Source organism: Rhizobium sp. CBN3 (assembly GCF_030518245.1).
Taxonomy (GTDB): Bacteria; Pseudomonadota; Alphaproteobacteria; order Rhizobiales; family Rhizobiaceae; genus Rhizobium; species Rhizobium aethiopicum_A.
Genome location: NZ_JAULSE010000008.1, coordinates 91,410 through 109,396, shown reverse-complemented (window position 1 = coordinate 109,396; position 17,987 = coordinate 91,410). Strand labels below are relative to the sequence as shown.

Annotated in this window: 16 protein-coding genes; 5 read left to right on the top strand and 11 right to left on the bottom strand. The window is 62.4% G+C overall.

Features of this window, described 5'->3' with window-relative positions; all coding sequences use genetic code 11:
* Positions 1-45: 45 nt before the first annotated feature.
* On the top strand, positions 46-1,296 hold the full coding sequence (locus QWJ46_RS14385; RefSeq protein ID WP_184456406.1) for a DUF763 domain-containing protein: 1,251 nt from the start codon (positions 46-48) through the stop codon (positions 1,294-1,296).
* A 3-nt stretch (positions 1,297-1,299) separates the two neighbouring features.
* Here the strand turns inward: QWJ46_RS14385 and QWJ46_RS14380 are convergent, their stop codons facing one another.
* The 11 genes from QWJ46_RS14380 to QWJ46_RS14330 all read right to left on the bottom strand — a co-directional run bounded on the left by QWJ46_RS14380 (position 1,300) and on the right by QWJ46_RS14330 (position 11,715).
* The gene (locus QWJ46_RS14380) at positions 1,300-2,217 is read right to left on the bottom strand and encodes a DMT family transporter (RefSeq protein WP_302751749.1); all 918 of its coding nucleotides are present in this window, start codon (positions 2,215-2,217) and stop codon (positions 1,300-1,302) included.
* A 280-nt stretch (positions 2,218-2,497) separates the two neighbouring features.
* Positions 2,498-2,773 (bottom strand): hypothetical protein, encoded by a 276-nt coding sequence (locus QWJ46_RS14375; RefSeq protein ID WP_184456409.1) that lies wholly within the window; start codon positions 2,771-2,773, stop codon positions 2,498-2,500.
* Positions 2,774-3,028: 255 nt separating this feature from the next.
* Complete coding sequence (locus QWJ46_RS14370) at positions 3,029-3,775, bottom strand: ABC transporter ATP-binding protein (RefSeq protein ID WP_302751747.1); 747 nt, start codon at positions 3,773-3,775, stop codon at positions 3,029-3,031.
* A complete protein-coding gene (locus tag QWJ46_RS14365; RefSeq protein ID WP_302751746.1) occupies positions 3,772-4,626 on the bottom strand; it encodes an ABC transporter ATP-binding protein in 855 nt (284 codons plus the stop codon). The genes QWJ46_RS14370 and QWJ46_RS14365 overlap by 4 nt, the downstream gene beginning before the upstream one ends.
* Positions 4,623-5,558, bottom strand: coding sequence for an ABC transporter permease (locus QWJ46_RS14360; protein WP_302751745.1), 936 nt, complete (start codon positions 5,556-5,558; stop codon positions 4,623-4,625). The genes QWJ46_RS14365 and QWJ46_RS14360 overlap by 4 nt, the downstream gene beginning before the upstream one ends.
* Before the next feature lie 4 nt (positions 5,559-5,562).
* Positions 5,563-6,660, bottom strand: coding sequence for an ABC transporter permease (locus QWJ46_RS14355; RefSeq protein ID WP_302751744.1), 1,098 nt, complete (start codon positions 6,658-6,660; stop codon positions 5,563-5,565).
* A 5-nt stretch (positions 6,661-6,665) separates the two neighbouring features.
* Positions 6,666-8,252 carry an ABC transporter substrate-binding protein gene (locus QWJ46_RS14350; RefSeq protein WP_184456419.1) on the bottom strand — a complete coding sequence of 529 codons (1,587 nt, stop codon included), beginning with the start codon at positions 8,250-8,252 and terminating at the stop codon, positions 6,666-6,668.
* Between the two features lie 45 nt (positions 8,253-8,297).
* Complete coding sequence (locus tag QWJ46_RS14345) at positions 8,298-9,242, bottom strand: dihydrodipicolinate synthase family protein (protein ID WP_302751743.1); 945 nt, start codon at positions 9,240-9,242, stop codon at positions 8,298-8,300.
* Positions 9,243-9,277: 35 nt separating this feature from the next.
* Positions 9,278-10,153 carry an SMP-30/gluconolactonase/LRE family protein gene (locus QWJ46_RS14340; RefSeq protein WP_302751742.1) on the bottom strand — a complete coding sequence of 292 codons (876 nt, stop codon included), beginning with the start codon at positions 10,151-10,153 and terminating at the stop codon, positions 9,278-9,280.
* Positions 10,150-10,980 (bottom strand): NAD(P)-dependent oxidoreductase, encoded by an 831-nt coding sequence (locus QWJ46_RS14335; RefSeq protein WP_302751741.1) that lies wholly within the window; start codon positions 10,978-10,980, stop codon positions 10,150-10,152. Before QWJ46_RS14335 ends, QWJ46_RS14340 begins: the two co-directional genes overlap by 4 nt.
* Before the next feature lie 21 nt (positions 10,981-11,001).
* Positions 11,002-11,715, bottom strand: coding sequence for a FadR/GntR family transcriptional regulator (locus QWJ46_RS14330; protein ID WP_085861882.1), 714 nt, complete (start codon positions 11,713-11,715; stop codon positions 11,002-11,004).
* 351 nt (positions 11,716-12,066) lie between these two features.
* Here QWJ46_RS14330 and QWJ46_RS14325 point away from each other — a divergent pair, with 351 nt between their 5' ends.
* The 4 genes from QWJ46_RS14325 to QWJ46_RS14310 all read left to right on the top strand — a co-directional run bounded on the left by QWJ46_RS14325 (position 12,067) and on the right by QWJ46_RS14310 (position 17,967).
* On the top strand, positions 12,067-14,004 hold the full coding sequence (locus QWJ46_RS14325) for an ABC transporter substrate-binding protein (protein ID WP_302751738.1): 1,938 nt from the start codon (positions 12,067-12,069) through the stop codon (positions 14,002-14,004).
* A 116-nt stretch (positions 14,005-14,120) separates the two neighbouring features.
* Positions 14,121-15,107, top strand: coding sequence for an ABC transporter permease (locus tag QWJ46_RS14320; RefSeq protein WP_064807967.1), 987 nt, complete (start codon positions 14,121-14,123; stop codon positions 15,105-15,107).
* Positions 15,108-15,116: 9 nt separating this feature from the next.
* Complete coding sequence (locus QWJ46_RS14315) at positions 15,117-16,238, top strand: ABC transporter permease (RefSeq protein WP_184456430.1); 1,122 nt, start codon at positions 15,117-15,119, stop codon at positions 16,236-16,238.
* A gap of 7 nt (positions 16,239-16,245) precedes the next feature.
* Positions 16,246-17,967 carry an ABC transporter ATP-binding protein gene (locus tag QWJ46_RS14310; RefSeq protein ID WP_302751734.1) on the top strand — a complete coding sequence of 574 codons (1,722 nt, stop codon included), beginning with the start codon at positions 16,246-16,248 and terminating at the stop codon, positions 17,965-17,967.
* Positions 17,968-17,987 lie beyond the last annotated feature (20 nt).

Here is a 17,987-nt window from a genome sequence, read left to right as displayed (position 1 = left end):
ACGCTGCTGCCGGGGCGGACTGGCATAGACGATGTAGGAAAAGAAATGTCACGACGAGCAGGCAGTGCCGACCTTCCCCTTCACGGGGGGCGCGTCCCGCATTGGCTCGGCGACCGGATGACGCGGCTGGGAACGCTGATCACAGAAGCGATCGTTCATCATTACGGCCGCGATGAATTTCTGCGCCGGCTCGCGCATCCTTTCTGGTTCCAGTCCTTCGGCGCGGTCATGGGCATGGATTGGCATTCCTCCGGCATTACGACAAGCGTTCTCGGTGCGTTGAAGCGCGGGCTGAAACCGCGCGCCGGCGAGCTCGGCCTGCATGTCTGCGGCGGCCGAGGCACGCATTCGCGCAAGACACCGCAGGAGCTCGTCTCGATCGGCGAGCGCGTCGGTCTCGATGGGCAGGGGCTGGCGACGACGAGCCGGCTTATCGCCAAGGTTGACAGCGCCGCGTTGCAGGACGGCTTTGATCTATATCTGCACGGCTTCATCGTCGCCGATGACGGACACTGGGTGGTAGTGCAGCAAGGCATGAATGGCGACAGGCGGCAGGCCCGGCGTTATCACTGGCTCTCCGAAGGGCTCGAAAGTTTCGTCGACTCGCCGCATGCGGCAATTGAAGGCAGAAGTCAGGGCGAAATTGTCAATCTCGCCGATAAACGCGCCGAGCGCTCACGGCGTGGTCAGCTCGACCTCTTGGCAACGCTCGGCCCCGACAGGATCATTCGTGAGGCTGCCGCGCTGATGCGTGCGGAGGAGCCGGCGCCCGAACCCGCCGATCAGCCGATGCTGCCGCATTTGATCATGCCCGCCCATCACGACGTGCGCGAGAGCGATGTTCACATGCGGCGCCTGCATGGAAATCTGGCGGCTGCGGCCGACCGCGGGCCGGTGGACTTTCAGGAGCTGCTCCTCGTTCCCGGTGTCGGCGCCCGGACGGTGAAGGCGCTGGCGATGGTGGCGGAAGTGGTACACGGTGCGCCCTGCCGTTTTTCCGACCCGGCGCGCTTCTCCATCGCCCACGGCGGCAAGGATCGTCATCCCTTCCCGGTGCCGCTCAGGGTCTATGACGAGACGATCGGCGTGATGAAATCGGCGGTGCTGAAGGGCAAGCTCGGGCGCGAGGAAGAACTGCAGGCGCTCAAGCGCCTGGACGAGCAATCCCGGCAGATGGAACGCTATGTTACGGGTCCCGATCTCAAGGAGATCATCGCCGGCGAATTCCGCCAATCCGCCGATTTCGGCGGCCGCAGCGTCTTCGGCTGGGAGCCGCCGCCGGCCGCGGACGATTAATTCTCAGTGCCCATCCGGCGGGACGGCTTCGGCCGGAATCGTTTCCTTCAAATTCTTCCGATGGAAGATGAAGAGACCGGCAAAGACGATGATTGCGGCACCGATGATGATCTGCGCATCGGGAATGTCATTGAAGAAGATGTAGCCCAGTACGATCGCCCAGAGCAGCAGCGTATATTGCAGCGGCGCCAGCAGCGATGCCGGGGCGAGCTTCAGCGACCGGGTGATCAGCAGATGGGCGCAGGTGGCGACGATGCCGAGCAACAGCATGCCGGCCCAATCGATCGATGTCGCCGGCTGCCAGTGGCCGATGCTGAGCAGGATCCCGGTGGCAAGGGCGGCGACCGTCTGCCATGTCACCAGCGTCGTGTCGCTGGTCGAGCGCAGATAGCGGCTCATCACCAGTGACAGCGCGAAGCAAAGGCTGCCGGCAAGGCCGAAGAGTGAGGGAAGCGACAGCATTGCCGTCGACGGACGCAACGCGATAATGACGCCGGCAAAACCGACCAGAACGGCGAGCCAACGGCGCCAGCCGATCTTTTCCCCGAGAAAGACATGCGAGAGCGCCGCAATGTAGATCGGCCCGGCCATGTAGAAGGTCATGACATCGGCGAGCGGCAGATAGGCGACGGCGGCGTAGAACAGGGCGACATCCCCGGTCGCCATGACGACCCGCATGAACTGCAAGCCCTTCTGCTCGACGCGGAAGAGCGCCATCGGTCCCTGCCGCAGGATCATCGGCCCGAGCAGGATGAAAGCGCCGACCGAACGGATCACCAACACCTGGCCGACGGCAAAGCTCGTCACCAGCCACTTGCCCATCGCATCGTTCAGCGCAAACAGCAGATCGCCGAGCAGCATCAGCACGACGCCCGTCATGATCAGGTTTCCGGCATTGGCGACGGCCGTGTTGGTTTTCATCTTTCGAATCCTCGCAAAAACGGCCGCGCGTGCGCGGCCGAGTGCGGCTTCGGCTTTAACACGGCCGATGTCAAGCATTCGATGATGCTGAAATGCATTCCGACTGCTTCGGGTTAAAGCCGAGTGATCTGAGAGGCAAGGATCGCGCATAGGCCCGTCGCGTGTTCGGGTTGCGGATCTGGGCGGTGAAGAATTCCAGGAAGTGGTACGCCGTGCGATCGCCGGCGCCGGGAATCAGTGCTGGCAGGGGTGTTTCGACATTAATGATGGTTAGGTTCTTTCATTGGAAGGGCTCGCGCATCGTGGACGGAATTGCATCAAAGCCTGCGGCGATTGAGCCGAAGAAGCGATGCATGCCGTCCAGCAGGCCAAAGGTATAAGGCCTATAGAGTGCGTCGAACTTCGGAATTGCAATCAGGCTCACCGGCGGCAGCGATGTGCCGTTGGAAATAGCAGTCAACACACTGACCATGCGCACGCGGTCAAACCCACGGAAATCCTTTGGCGCCATCGCATTACGAAAGGCGGCGCAATGTCCCGTAGCGAGATCGCCCAAGAGGCTGCATCCTCCGCTAGGTAGGTCGGCGCCGATGGCATGAAGCCTGCCATGCCGGCATCAGTCCACCAGTCATCAGGAATTTCGAATTCGGCTGGAAAATATGAAAGAAAAACCGCATTCGACGGCGGCAGCCTCAATTCACGATGGAAGACATTATCATGAATTGAATCACGGCGACAACGGCGCGCGGAGCCGTTGTCATAAATTCGAGAGCAGGGAGCCAAAACGCCAAACACGCGGAAGCCACCATTCTTATGATGCCCGACCATACATCCTGCTCGCCCGCAGCAGGCGCTGCGAATAGGGGTGCTCGACGGCCCCCTTTCGCAAGGCTTCGATCTTAACCTCTTCGACGATCTCACCCGCTTCCATGATGGCGACGCGGCTGCACATGTGGGAGACGACGGCGAGGTCGTGGCTGACGAGGAGATAGGTGAGGCCGCGCTCCTTGCGCAGGTCCTGCAGCAGATTGAGGATTTCGGCCTGCACCGAGACGTCGAGCGCCGACGTCGGTTCGTCGAGAAGCAGGACATCGGGGTTCAGCATCAGGGCCCGGGCGATCGCCACACGCTGCCGCTGGCCGCCGGAGAGCTGATGCGGAAACCGGTAGCTCAGCGCTGGGTCGAGGCCGACGGATCTCAGCACGGCGTTCACATCGACAGAATTCCTATCCAGACCCTGGTTGCGCAACGGCTCCTGCAGCTGCGACCGGATGGTCTTGCGCGGATGGAGCGATCCGTATGGATCCTGGAACACCATCTGCACCCGGCGGAAGAACGGTCGGCCGCGCCGCCGGTCCAGCGTCTCGCCGTTGAGCGCGATCTGCCCGTCGTAATTGGCGTTGAGGCCGGAGAGCGCCCGAAGGACGGTAGATTTGCCGCAGCCGGATTCACCGACGAGGCCGAAGGCCGTGCCGCTCTCGACGGCGAGATTGACGTCTCTGACCACAGGCCTTTGCCCGTGTCCGAAGCGGATGGTGAGATTGTCGATCCTGATCATCGCGACGGCTCCACTGCAATATCGTCAAGCCAGGCGGGATCACGCTTCAGGATCGGCAGCCGCGCCGGTGGATCCTCGATCTTCGGCAGGGAGGCCAGCAGCCCTTGGGTGTAAGGGTGCCTGGCCTTGTCGAGATCACGCGCCTCGAGCACTTCCACGACGCGGCCGGCATACATGATGAGGACGCGGTCGCAGAAATTGCGAATGAGGTTGAGGTCGTGGCTGATGAAGATCAGGCCGAGATTGCGGCGTAGGACCAGCTCGTCGAGCAGAGCCAGGATCTCGAGCCGCACCGTCACGTCGAGCGCCGATGTCGGCTCATCGGCGATCAGCACTTCGGGTTCGGCAATCAGCATCATGGCAATCATCACGCGCTGGCCCATCCCGCCCGAAATTTCGTGCGGATAGAGACGGGCGACGCGCTCGGGATCGCGGATCTGGACGGCTTCAAGCATTTCGAGCGCCTGGGCGTGAGCTTTTCTGACGCTCGCCTTAGGATGGTGGAGGCTATAGGTCTCGGCGATCTGTTCGCCGACCCGCATGACGGGGTTGAGCGAATATTTCGGGTCCTGCAGGATGAGCCCGATCCGTCTCCCTCGGATCGTCATCATCGTTTTCTCGTCCGCCTTCAGCAGATCGAGTTCGCCAAAGCGCATTCGATCGGCGCTGACCTCAGCCGTCGGCGGCAGGAGTTTCATGATGGCGCGGCCGACGGTGGACTTGCCCGATCCGGATTCGCCGACGATCCCGAGTTTTTCCTGTTCGAGCGTGAAGCTCACGCCGCGCACCGCGCGCATGTGGCCGCCGCCATAGGCGATTTCGAGGTTGCGAATATCAATCAGCTCGGTCATTCCGCCCCCCTGGGATCGAGGACGTCGCGAAGCGCATCGCCGACGAGATTGAAAGCGAGGCTGACGAGCGCGATGGCCATGCCGGGCGCGGCGATCACCCAGGGGCTGTCGAGCATGAATTCGCGCCCGCTTGCGGCCATCGAGCCCCATTCCGGCCACGGCGGCTGTGCGCCGAGGCCGAGAAAGCCGAGGCCGGCGGCGGTGATGATGATGCCGGCCATGTTGAGGGTGACGCGGACGATCACCGAGGGAATGCACATCGGCAGGATGTGGCGGGTGATGATCGAGATTGAGGTCGCGCCCTGCAAGCGTACGGCGGCGATGTAATCCGCCTTGCGCAGGCTGAGCGTCTCGGCGCGCGCCAGCCGCGCGATCGGCGGCCAGGCCGTCAGCGAAATCGCAATGATCGCATTTGTGATGCCGGGGCCGAGGGCGGCGGCAAAGCCGAGCGCCAGCACCAGCCCGGGGAAGGAGAGGAAGATATCGGTGATGCGCATCAGGATCTCGTCGACGATGCCGCCGAAATAGCCGGAGAAGGTGCCGATCAACAGGCCGAGCGGTGCGACGATGATCGTCACGAGCATGATGATGTAGAGCGTCGTGCGCGCGCCGTAGATCACCCGGGAAAAGACGTCGCGGCCGAAATTGTCGGTGCCGAGCCAATGCTCGGCCGAAGGCGGCGCGAGCCGCCCGGCCATATCCTGGACGATCGGATCGTAGCTCGTCAGCAGGGGGGCTGCGGTCGCCACCACGATCAGGAGCACGATGACGATGAGGCCCGCCAGCCCCAGCGGATGCAGGCTGAACTTCTGCCAGCCCTGATGGAGCTGCTGCGCCGACGAATGGAACCAGCCCTGCGGCTCCGGCGCCAGCAGCCATCCGCGAAAGCCATCGGCATTACTGCTGTCTGCGTCTTCGGTGGAGATCGTCATGGCGTCACCGTGTTCTCGGATCAAGGATACGATAGAGGACGTCGGACAGGATGTTGATCGTCAGGAAGACGGCGCCGATCGTCAGCACCGAGCCCATCACGACGTTCATGTCGTTCATCTGCAGTCCGCGGGTGAGGTACTGGCCGAGCCCCGGCCAGCCGAAAACCGTCTCGATCAGCACCGCGCCTTCGAGCAGCCCGCCGAAGGTCAGCGCCAGGATCGTCAGCAGCTGCACGCGGATATTCCCGAAGGCATGGCGCCAGACGACCTTGCGGGTGCCGAGCCCCTTTGCCCTCGCGGTGACGATGTATTCCTGGCTCAGCTGTTCCAGCATAAAGCTTCGCGACATGCGGCTGATATAGGCGACGGAGTAATAGCCGAGGATCGCCGCCGGCAGGATGATGTGGCCGAGCGCGTTGTAAAATACGTCCCATTGGCCCTGGATCGCCGCGTCGATCAGCAGGAAGCCGGTCATCGGTGTGACGAGGCCCTCGTAGAAGACGTCGACCCGGCCCGATGCGCCGACGAGCTTCAGCTTCGCATAGAAGACGAAGAGCGCCATCAGACCGGTCCAGAAGATCGGAATGGAATGGCCGGCAAGGGCAACGATGCGGGCGATGTGGTCGATCACGGTTCCGCGCCTGACGGCGGCGGTGATGCCGAGCGGGATGCCGATGATCGCGCCGATGATCATGGCGATGATGGCAAGCTCGATAGTCGCCGGAAAGATCGTCATCAGGTCGGTCAGGATCGGCTGGCCCGTCGTCGCCGACGTGCCGAGGTCACCTGTGGCGATCTTCCCGACATAGGAGAGAAACTGCATCCATATCGGCTGGCCGAGCCCCAGCTCGTTATAGACCCGATCGTAAACCTCCTTGCTGACCTCCGCCCCGGTGATCGATAGCACCGGGTCGGCGGGCAGCAGGCGGCCCATCGAGAAGGTGAGGAAGAGCAGGCCGAGCAGCGTCGTGACGACTGCCACCACCCGCCCCGCCAGGCGCCGCAGCAGGCTGATCAGAGGGTGCGGGGCCGCCTCGGCGAACCCGCCCTCCGCCAAGCGGCGGCTCGCCTCCTGCTTCGATAGCAGATCGGCGCTCGCCACGCGCTCTACTCCTTGGTCACATCATGCCAGCGCGTCGACCATGTCGTGTGCCCGTGATAGCCCTTCACGTTAGCGCGCACGACATAAGGGTCGGTGCGCTGGAAGAAGATGACGAGCGGGGAGGCCATGCCGGCATAGATGCCGTCCATCTTTTTGAAGATGTCGGTGCGTTTGCCCGTGTCGCGCTCCTTCATCGACTGATCGATGAGCGTGTTGAGCTCGTCCACCTTCATGCCGGTACGCCAGAGATAATAGCTGCCGAGACGTGCCTCGTCGCTATTGTCGGGGTTGAAGGCGTATTGGGTGGCGACGGCGAAGGGATCGGGCAGACGGGCGCCGGAATTGCCGAGCAGCACCTCGAATTTGCGCTCGCGGAAGGCGGGCGTGAATTCGCCGGGCACGAGGTCGAGATTGAACCCGGCGGCCCGTGCGCTCGCCTGCAGCGCTTCCGCGAAGGGCAGGGTTGGTGCCCCCGACGGATTGAGCACTTTCTTCAGGCCATTGGGATATCCGGCCTCCGCGAGCAGCTGCTTGGCCTTGGCGGGATCGTAGTCATAGCGGACACCAGCCTCTTCGGGAGCACCGATCATCCCGCGCGGAATCATAGACTGCCAGGGAAAACCGGTATAGCGCATGATGTTGCCGGAGATCGCCTTCCAGTCGAAGGCGTGCTGGAAGGCCTCGCGAACCTTCGGCTTCTGCAGGTCGGGATCTTTCTGGTTGAGGGCGATATAATAGAAGCCGAGACCCGGAACGTTCTCGATGACCATGTCCTTGTTGGTGGAGAGTGCATCGAGATCGCCGCTCGCCACATACTGGCCGACATCGACGTCGCCGGCCTCCAGCTGAAGCCTGAGATTGCCGGATTCCGGAATGTGGCGGGCGACGACGCGCGCCATGGCGGGTTTGCCGCCCCAGTATTTCGGCTGCGCGTTGAAGATCGCCACGTCGTTCGGCCGCCATTGCGCCAGAGTGAACGGGCCGCTGCCGGCGGAATTGGCCGAGAGCCAGGCGCCGCCGAAATCGCCGTTCGCCTCGTGCGACAGCACCGTCTTTTTGTCGACGATGCCGATCGAGGAGCCTGCCAGCGAATAGAGCACCAGATCGGTATTGACCGCCTGCGGCAGCTCGATCTCCAGCGTGTGTTCGTCCTTGGCGCGGACGAGCTTTTCGACGTTATCGGCCGTGAAGCCCCAGAGCGCGACGTCGGTGGAGCCGACCTGGCCCATCTTGATGACGCGCTGGATCGACCAGGCCGCATCCTCGGCGGTCACCTTGTTGCCGCTCTGGAAGACCGCGTCGTCGCGAAGGGTCAGCGTGATGACCTTACCATCAGGTGAGACCTCCCATTTCGTCGCAAGCATCGGCTTCAGCGTCTTGAGGTCATCAGGCGACAGCTGCACGAGATTGTCATAGAGGTTCGAGATCAGCTCGGAGACCGTACGGGCGTTGTTCTGAGCCGGATCGAGCGTCCGGATACCTGTCAGATTCGTGCCGATGACAAGCATGTTGGGTGGCGATGCCGCCAGGCTAGGCTGCGCCGCCATCAGGGCGCCTGTCATTGCGATCGTCGTCAGTAGCTGTTTCAGCATCTCAAGACCTCCCAATCCTGTTGTTTGCGGATTAAAGTTTCGAACTCAGCCGGCCGCCTTCACGTCCTGCCGGTCCGTTTGGATGGCGCCCTCGGCCTCCCAGCCTCGAAGCAGCCGATGCAGCTCGTCGCGATCCTGCGCGTCGAGCCGCGATAATCCCGGCACGCGCACCGGGCCGACATCGAGGCCGGAATAGGTGACGGCCTCTTTCACGACGGTGACGTTCGCGCCGTTGCGGAATTTGGTGCGCATCCGCTCGAAGGGTTCGAGCTTGTTGACGATCGCTCTGGCCGCGGCGAAATCGACTTTTTCAAGCGCTTCGTGGACGGCAAGCGAAAGTTTCGGCGCGACGTTGACGAGGCCCGAGGTGAAGCCGCGCGCGCCGGCTGCGGTGAATGTCGGCGCCCAGCTCTCCGCCAGGCCGCAGACGAACAGCGCGCCATTCGGATCGGCCGCGGGGATCGCCCGCGACAGCAGCATCAGATCAGTGGTGGCGAACTTGATGCCGGCAATATTGCCGTGATTGGCCAGGCGGACGATCTCGGCGACGCTGAAGCCTTCCGCCCTGACATAGGCGACGAGCGGCAGGGCGGATGCATCGGCGAGATTGCAGAAATAATCGATCTGGGCCGATGGTGCCGCGAAAGGATCGACGGGCTGATGCGACATGACCGCGGAGGCGCCGATCGCGGCCGCATCCCTGGCCATGCCGATCGCCTCGCGCAGCGACCGGCCGATCGCCGCCGTCACCGGCGTGCGGCCGTCGACTCCGGATACCGCCGCCTCGTGGACGATTCGGATCTCCTGCGGCGTCAGGGCATAGAATTCCCCGGTGTTGCCAGCGGCGACGATGTTGTGAATGCCGGCCACGGCCACCCGCTCATAGACCTTCGCGGTAATCCGGGGCTCGACTTCACCTCCGGCGTCATAAGCCGTGACGGGAACGCCCGACACGCCCCTAAGCGCCTTGCGCATGATCGCGATGCTCATTTTTCTCCCCCGTTCGCCTTTCTTCCAGTTGATCGTCAGCCGAAACGGAAGGGCGGCAGCCCCTCCGCATTCACATCGAAGGCAATGACCGTGCCCGCCTCGAAACGTCCGGTGCGGTCGCTCGACAGGCTCGTGACGTAGAGGGTTCTGAGGTCAGGTCCTCCGAAGCACGGCATTGTCGGTGCTGCGACCGGCAGAATGTAGATTTCGACGATTTCGCCGTCGGCCGATATTCTGTTCAGGCGACCGGCGGAAACGCCGGCGCTCCAGTAGAATCCATTGCGATCGGTCGCCGCCCCGTCCGGCCGCCCTTGTTCCTCCGTGAAACTGCGAAGGCGGCGTCCTTCGCCGAGCTCACCCGTTGCGGGATCGAAATCGAAGGCCTGCAGAAAGCACTGCCGGCTGTCGGAGTGATACATCCGCCGGCCGTCCGGCGACCAGGCAAGGCCGTTGGAACTTGTCAGCCCCGTTGTCACCGTCCTCGTGCTGCCATCGGCGCCGACGCGGAAAAGCGCCGCGTCATTCACCTGCGGCTTGGCCTCGCTGATCGAGCCGACCCAGAAATGCCCATCGGGGCCGACCTTGCCGTCGTTGAGGCGGCCATTGATGTCGCGCCCGACCGGATCGCAGAGAAACTCGATATCGCCTGAGACGGGATCAAAGAGATGGACGCCCGTCTGCAGGGCAACGATGATCCTGTTGTCGCGGCAGAGCCCGAGGCTGCCGACCGCAGCCGGCATGTCGAAACGATCGACCTTGCCTTGCGGGGAAACCCGCAGAATTGCCGGCGCCAGGATGTCGACAAGCCAGAGAGCGCCGGTTTCCTCGTTCCATACCGGCGATTCACCGACCGTCAGCGGTTGCTGCAGCACGGAACGGATCTTCGGTTCAATGATGCGCGGCGCCGTCACGAAACCGTCTCCAGATCTTTGACCAGGCCCTCGGCATCGCGTATGCGGATGTTGCCGTCGTGATTGAATTCGCAGAAACCGCCGCCCTGGAACGCGCGGGCGACCCGCCCCTCCGCTCCGTCCTCGATACGGGCGTGATCACGCGGCCGATCCTGCGGCTGGTAGCCAAGCCGCGTCGCCAGATCGTTGTCCCACCATTTCGTGTCGGTGTCGGAAACACCGTAAACAACCGTTGCGGCGATCTGCGGATGGGTAAGGCCGATCCGCACCAGTTGCGCCAAATCCCGGGCGCTGATCCAGATCGCGATCGTGCGCTCGCTGTTGGGGTAGGTGCCGGCATTGCCGATGCGGATGGAAAGGGAGCGGATGCCCGATGTGTCGTAATAAAGCCCCGCCACCAGCTCGCCCCAGCATTTGGAAAGTCCGTAGGGACTGTCCGGTCGCATGGGATCGAGCGGCGAGATGACCTCGCCGCGGGGATAAAAGCCGGTCGCATGGTTGCTTGAGGCGTAGACGACCCGCTCGACCTTGTTGATCCGGGCGGCCTCGTAGAGGTTGTAGGTGCCGAGCACATTCGCCTGCAATATCGCGTTGATATCAACGCCGCCCGCAAGACCGGCGAGATGAACGACACCGTCGATGGCGCTCAGCGCAGCCGTCGTCTCGTCGAGCTTTGACAGATCGGCGCCAACGAAGCCTTCATTCTCGGCCAGATCCGCAGGCTCGTGAATATCGACCAGGCGGAGATGCTCAACATGCTGCCGGAGAAACGGGCGCAGCAGCGTCCCGACACGTCCGGCGGCACCCGTCATGGCAATCCGTCTCATCGTCCTTCCTCCCATTGTCGCTCAAACCCCCTGAAACATGCGGGCGCGCGCATTCAGTATGTGTGTCTTCATCGCATCATGCGCTTCGGCTTCCCGCCGCGCGAAGATCGCCTCCACGATGACCGCATGCTCGTCCTGAACGCTGCGGATCTGCTCCGGAGTCCGTTTCAGGCTCAGGCTTCGCGTTACGGAATGGCCGATGGCGAAATGCGGCTTGAACCATTCGCGCACGGTGATGTGAAACTGATTGCCTGTCGCCATCGCGATCGCGTCGTGCAGGGCCTGGTCTTCGTCGGCGCCGAGTTCGCCGTTCCTCAGACATTGTTCGATCGCAAGAAGCGCCTCCGTGATCCGCTCCTTGTCCGCCGGCTGCCAGTTTCGCGCTGCAAGCTCCGCAGCTTCGGCCTCGAGACCGGCGCGGAATTCGAAGAACCGCTGGACATCAGCAAGCGAGCCGACCGGAACCATTTTCAGCATCGACGAATCCGGCCGCTGCCGGACATAGGAACCGGAGCCCTTGCGGGAAACGACGAGGCCGTCGGCTCTCAGACGTTCGAGCGCTTCTCGCACAACGGGTCTCGATGCGCCGAAATCGGCTGCAAGCCTGGTCTCCGACGGCAGCCGCTCGTTGACGGGAAAATTGCCGTCCGCGATCATCCCCACGATCTTCTCGTAGATGATGTCGCTGAAGCGCGTTGCGCCCCGGTTCGAAACGGCATCGACTGCAAACGTCATTATCGCTCTTTTCTCCCCCGCCAAGTGGCGAATCCGCCCCGTCGGCTCTTCGCCCGGCGAGCAGAAGCCGGATATGCCTTCTCGACCGTGCGCCGGGATGGCGCCGCGCCGTCACCGGCCGCGATGCGGCCCGTATACAGCTTCTGACAGGTCTGTCTTCTTTCCCTATCCAAGGCAGGATTGCCAATGGCTTGGCGTTGTGTCTGATACGGCATGGCTATCCAATCTGTAATTATCTGTCAACTCTTGTAATCATTTGAGAACGTGTCTATGGTTTCGTTCCGGCGCCGAGGAGGGCGCAAAACGGCAGGTCGGAAGCCCGCCTGTGCCGGCATAAAAGGGGAGGAATCAATGCCCAATGAAATTCTGTCTCGCGGTGTCACCCGCCGCGCCGTTCTCGGCGGCATGGCTGGTGCTGCAGCACTGTCCATCGCCGGTCGTGCCTTCGCCGCCGGCGGCGAAGCACCTGCGCTGGCGCAACTGGTCAAAGACGGCAAACTGCCGCCGCTGGCCGAGCGCCTGCCGAAGAAGCCGATGGTGGTAACGCCGTTCGAGAAGGTCGGCACCTATGGCGGCACGTTGCGCCGGGGTCTGCGCGGTTCATCCGACCATAACGGCATTCTGCGCATGGTCGGCAACCAGAGCCTTGTGCGCTGGAACCTGGAATTCACCGCCGTGCAGCCGAACCTCGCCGAGCGCTGGGAAGTCAGCGACGACGCGACGCAATTCACCTTCCATCTGATCGAAGGCGTGCGCTGGTCAGACGGCCACCCGTTCACGGCCGACGACGTCGTTTTTGCGATCGAAGACTGCGTGAAGAACACCGAGCTTTACAGCGCGACGCCGGCGCAGCTTGCCGTTGCCGGCAAGCCGGTCACCGTCGAGAAGATCGACGATTATACGGTGAAATTCACCTTCGCGGCGGCCAACGCGCTTTATCTCGAAAATCTCGCCACGCCGCTCGGCCAACATCCGACGCTCTTCCCGAAGCATTACTGCAGCCAGTTCCTGCCGAAATACAATCCCAACATCGAGGCCGATGCGAAGAAGGCGGGTGTCACCAGCTGGACGGAGCTCTTCCGCAGCCGCTGCGGCGACATCGAAATTCCGACGCGCTGGGGCAATGTCGACAAGCCGACACTCGATCCCTGGGTCGTCAAGGAACCCTATGTCGGCGGCGCCACGCGCGTCGTCATGACCCGGAATCCCTATTTCTGGCAGGTCGATACATCTGGCAACCAGCTTCCCTACATCGATGAGATCAACTTCGGCATTTCGCAGGACGTCGAGTCGCTGATGCTGAACGTCATCTCCGGCAAGATCGACATTCAGGAACGGCACATCAGCGTGCTGGCCAACAAGCCGACGCTCTCCCAGAACATGCAGAAGGGCGATTATCGCCTGTTGACGCTCGTGCCTTCCTCCTCCCAACAGTGCCAGATCTACTTCAACATCACCCACAAAGATCCCGCCATGCGCAAGATGTTTGCGGACAAGTCGTTCCGGCAGGCGCTCTCGATCGGCATCAATCGCCAGGAACTCATCGACATCGTGTATTTCGGGCAGAGCGAGCCTTATCAGGCCGGGCCGCGTCCGACCCATCCCTGGTATCATGAGAAATATGCGCGTCAATTCACCGAATACGACGCCGACAAGGCAGGTGCGATGCTTGATCAGGCCGGCTACAAGAAGGGGCCTGACGGCTTTCGCCTGCGGCCCGACGGTCAGAAGGTGTTCTTCTCGGTCGACGTCATTCCGACGCTTTATCCCGATCTCGTCGATGCCCTGGAACTGGTCAAGACGCATTGGTCGCAGATCGGCATCGACATGAAGGTCAATACGATCGAGCGGGCGCTCTACTATACCCGCGGCGACGACAATGCTCATGATGCGCAGGTGTGGCCGGGGCCGGGCGGTCTCGATCCGATGCTCGACCCGCGCGATTTCTTCGCATTCCACCCGCAGGGATCACGTTACGCCATCCCGTGGACGCTCTGGTATACCTCCAACGGGGCGCGCGGCGAAGAGCCGCCGGAAAGCCAGAAGAAGCGCATGAAGCTTTTCGACGAGGCGCGTTCGACGGCCGATCTCGACAAGCGCGGCGCGGTCATGAAGCAGATCTTCGATATCGCTGCGGAGGAATTCGAGACAGTAGGGCTTTGCCTCGCCGTCGGCGGCTTCGGCATCATCCGCAATAATCTGCGCAATGTTCCCGAGAAGCAGCCGGATAGCTGGTCCTGGCCCAATCCGGGACCTGCGATGCCGCAGCAGTTCACCTTCACGAGCTGATTTTGATCGAGCGCCGTACCGACGGTACGGCGCTTTCTTCGGTTCGCCTTCCGATGCCTTGCCGGCGATGAGAGCCGGTTAGGCCCGGAGGGCGGTACTCAATGCAAGAGGCGCCCATGCTGGTCTTTATCGCCAAACGTCTGCTGTGGATGATTCCATCGCTCTTTGCCGTCAGCTTCCTCGCTTTCGTGCTGATCCAGCTGCCGCCGGGCGACTATGTCACGACCTATATTGCGACGCTGGCGGCCTCCAACGAAATCGTCGATCAGAACACCGCGGCACAATTGCGCGAACGCTTCGGACTCGATGACCCGATGCTCATCCAATATTTCAAATGGATCTGGGGCATCCTCTCGCGCGGCGACTTCGGCATTTCCTTCGAATGGCAGCAGCCGGTGTCGGATCTGATCTGGGAGCGTATGGCGCTGACCCTCGTCCTGGCTCTCTCGACATTGATCGCCACCTGGGCAATCGCGCTGCCGATCGGTGTCTTTTCCGCCGTGCGCAAATACTCGATCGGCGACTATTTCTTCACCGCCTTCACCTTTTTCGGTCTGGCCGTTCCGTCCTTCCTGCTGGCGCTGGTGCTGATGTATATCGCGGCAGTCGAATTCGGCCAGGACGTCGGGGGATTGTTTTCGCCGCAGTATGAGAATGCGCCCTGGAGCTTTGCCAAGATGGGCGATCTCTTCTCGCATCTCTGGCTTCCCGTCATCATCCTTGCCGTCTCCTCGACGGCGAGCCTCATCCGCGTCATGCGCGCAAACATGCTCGACGAGCTGCCGAAGCCTTACGTGACGACGGCACGGGCAAAGGGGCTCTCGGAATTCCGCCTGCTGATGAAATATCCGATGATGATCGCGCTCAATCCGTTCATCTCGACGATTGCCTGGCTACTGCCCAATCTCATCTCCGGCTCGGTCGTCGTCGCCATCGTCCTCAACCTGCCGACGGCAGCCCCATTGCTGCTGCAGGCGCTGATGGCTCAGGACATGTATCTGGCAGGCGCCTTTGTTCTGCTCATCTGCGCGCTGACGCTGATAGGCTCTCTGATCAGCGACATCCTGCTTGCGCTGGTCGATCCCCGCATCCGGTTGGAATAGGAGCCCGATATGGCCGACATCGCCGTCACAAACATTCAGCCGGACCGCGCCGCCGTCGCATCGCAGTGGCAGCTGATCTGGTGGGCTTTCCGCCGCCACAAGCTGGCCATGGTGGCGCTCGTCGTCACCGTGATGATGTACATCGTTGCCCTGGTTCCGGGCTTCTTCGCCATCAACGATCCGAACCTGCAAAATGCGCGGGCGACCTTTCATCCGCCGCAGCAGTTGCACCTGATCGATACTGAGAACGGATTTTCCTTCGGTCCGCACTATTATCCGATGAAGCTGACCCGCGATCCGGAAACGCTTGCCGCCATCTTCAAGGAAGACACGACGAAGCGCGTCGACGTCCAGTTCTTCGGGCGCGGCTATGAATATTCCGTGTTCGGCCTGTTCAACACCAACATCCATCTGATCGCCTCGCCCGACAAGACGACGCCGCTGCTTCTCTTCGGCGCCGACCGGCTTGGGCGCGATGTCTTCAGCCGGACGGTGCAGGGTTCGCAGGTTTCGCTGTCGATCGGCCTGGTCGGCGTCTTCCTGTCATTGATGCTCGGCATCGTGATCGGCGGCATCTCCGGATATTACGGCGGCCGCATCGATTTTTTCATGCAGCGGGTAATCGACTTCGTGCTGTCGCTGCCGACAATCCCGATCTGGCTCGCCATGGCTGCCGCCCTGCCGCAGGATTGGCCGGCGACGCTGCAATATATGATGATTACGATCATCCTGTCGCTGACCGGCTGGGCCCAGCTTGCCCGGGTCGTTCGTGGTCGTTTCCTGTCGTTGCGCACCGAGGAATTCGTCGCTGCCGCCAGGCTGGATGGCGTTCGCGAAGGCCGCATCATCTTTCGCCACATGCTGCCGAGCTTCGCCAGCCACATCATCGCGTCGATCACGCTTGCTGTGCCGGCGATGATCCTTGCCGAAACCTCGCTTTCCTTCCTCGGGCTCGGGCTGCAGCCGCCGACCATTTCCTGGGGCGTGCTGTTGCGCGAGGCACAGAACATTCGCTCGATCGCCACGGCGCCCTGGCTCTTCCTGCCGGGCTGCGCGGTCGTGGTCGCCGTCATGGCGCTCAATCTCCTCGGCGACGGTCTGCGCGACGCAGCCGACCCCTACAACAAATGAGGACGGCATGACCGACATCGTTCCCATTGCCGGCAGACCGCTGCTCGAAGTGAAGAACCTCACCGTCGAGTTCCCGCTGCGCACCGGCGTCTTTCGCGCCGTCAACGACCTGTCCTTTACAATCGCGCCGGGCAAGACGCTCTGCGTGGTCGGTGAAAGCGGATCCGGAAAGTCGGTGACGGCGCGCTCGATCCTGCAGATCGTCGATGCGCCCGGTCGCATCGCCGGCGGCTCGATCACACTGAACCATCCGAAGGGCGGCTCGATCAATCTAACCAGCCTCAATCCGCGCGGGCGCCAAATCCGCGCAATCCGCGGCCGCGATATCGCCATGATCTTCCAGGAGCCGATGTCGTCGCTGTCGCCCATCCACACCGTCGGCAACCAGATTATCGAGGCGCTTCGACTTCACACCAGGATGAGCAAGGCGGAAGCGCGAGCGGAAGCCATATCGCTGCTCAAACAGGTTGAAATTCCTGCGCCTGAGAAAGCGCTGGATCGATATGCCTTCCAATATTCCGGCGGCATGCGCCAGCGCGCGATGATCGCCATGGCGCTCGCTTGCAAGCCGCAGCTGCTGATCGCCGACGAGCCGACCACGGCCCTCGACGTGACGACGCAGGCCGAAATTCTCGACCTGATCGCCCGGCTGCAGAAGGCCAACGGAATGGCCGTTCTCTTCATCACGCATGATATGGGCGTCGTGGCGCAGATCGCCGACGATGTGCTTGTGATGCACAATGGCGTTGCCAAGGAATATGCACCGGTCGAGCAGATCTTTCACGCCCCGAAAGACGACTATACCCGCATGTTGATCGGTTCGGTGCTGAAGCTGGAGCAGAAGGCCGAGATTCGCCTGGCGCGCGCGCCGCTGGACAGGACGGCGGCGCCGATCCTGGAATTGCGTAATCTTTCGATGGACTTCGGCGAGGTAAAAGCACTCGACGACGTCTCCATTTCGCTTTTGCCGGGCGAAACTCTTGGCATCGTCGGCGAAAGCGGATCCGGCAAGACGACGATGGGCCGCTCGATCATGCGGCTGCTCGATCCAACCGCCGGTGAAATCCTCTATCGCCGGGCTGATGGCGGCATCATCGACCTGGCAACGGCAAAAGGCCAGACGCTTGCCGCCGCGCGCCGCGAATTGCGCATGGTGTTCCAGGATCCCTTCGGCTCCCTCAATCCACGCATGACCGTCTCCCAGATCATCGGCGAACCGCTGCTGGTCAACGGCGTCGCCAAGGGACGGGCGCTGGACGAGCGCGTCTGCCACCTGATGGAGCAGGTCGGCCTTGATCCCAGGGCGCGCGAACGTTATCCGCACGCCTTCTCCGGCGGCCAGCGCCAGCGCATCGGCATCGCCCGCGCCATCACCCTCAATCCGCGCGTCATCGTCGCCGATGAGGCGACGTCGGCGCTCGACGTCTCCGTACGCTCGCAGGTGCTCGATCTCCTGATGCGCCTGCAGGACGAACTCGGGCTCGCCTATATCTTCATCAGCCACGACATCGGTGTCATCCGCTACATGTGCGACCGCGTCGGCGTGATGTATAAGGGCCAGCTCGTCGAAATCGGCGAGGCGGAGAAGGTCTGCCGCACGCCCGAGCACGCCTACACGCAAGCGCTCATATCAGCCATTCCGCGCCCCGATCCACGGGACCGCGATCGTTCGCGGCGCTTCCGCTATGTCGCTCCAGACGGTCTGAAGAACGGGAGCTCGCAGCGATGAAGATCACCGGCATCAGAACT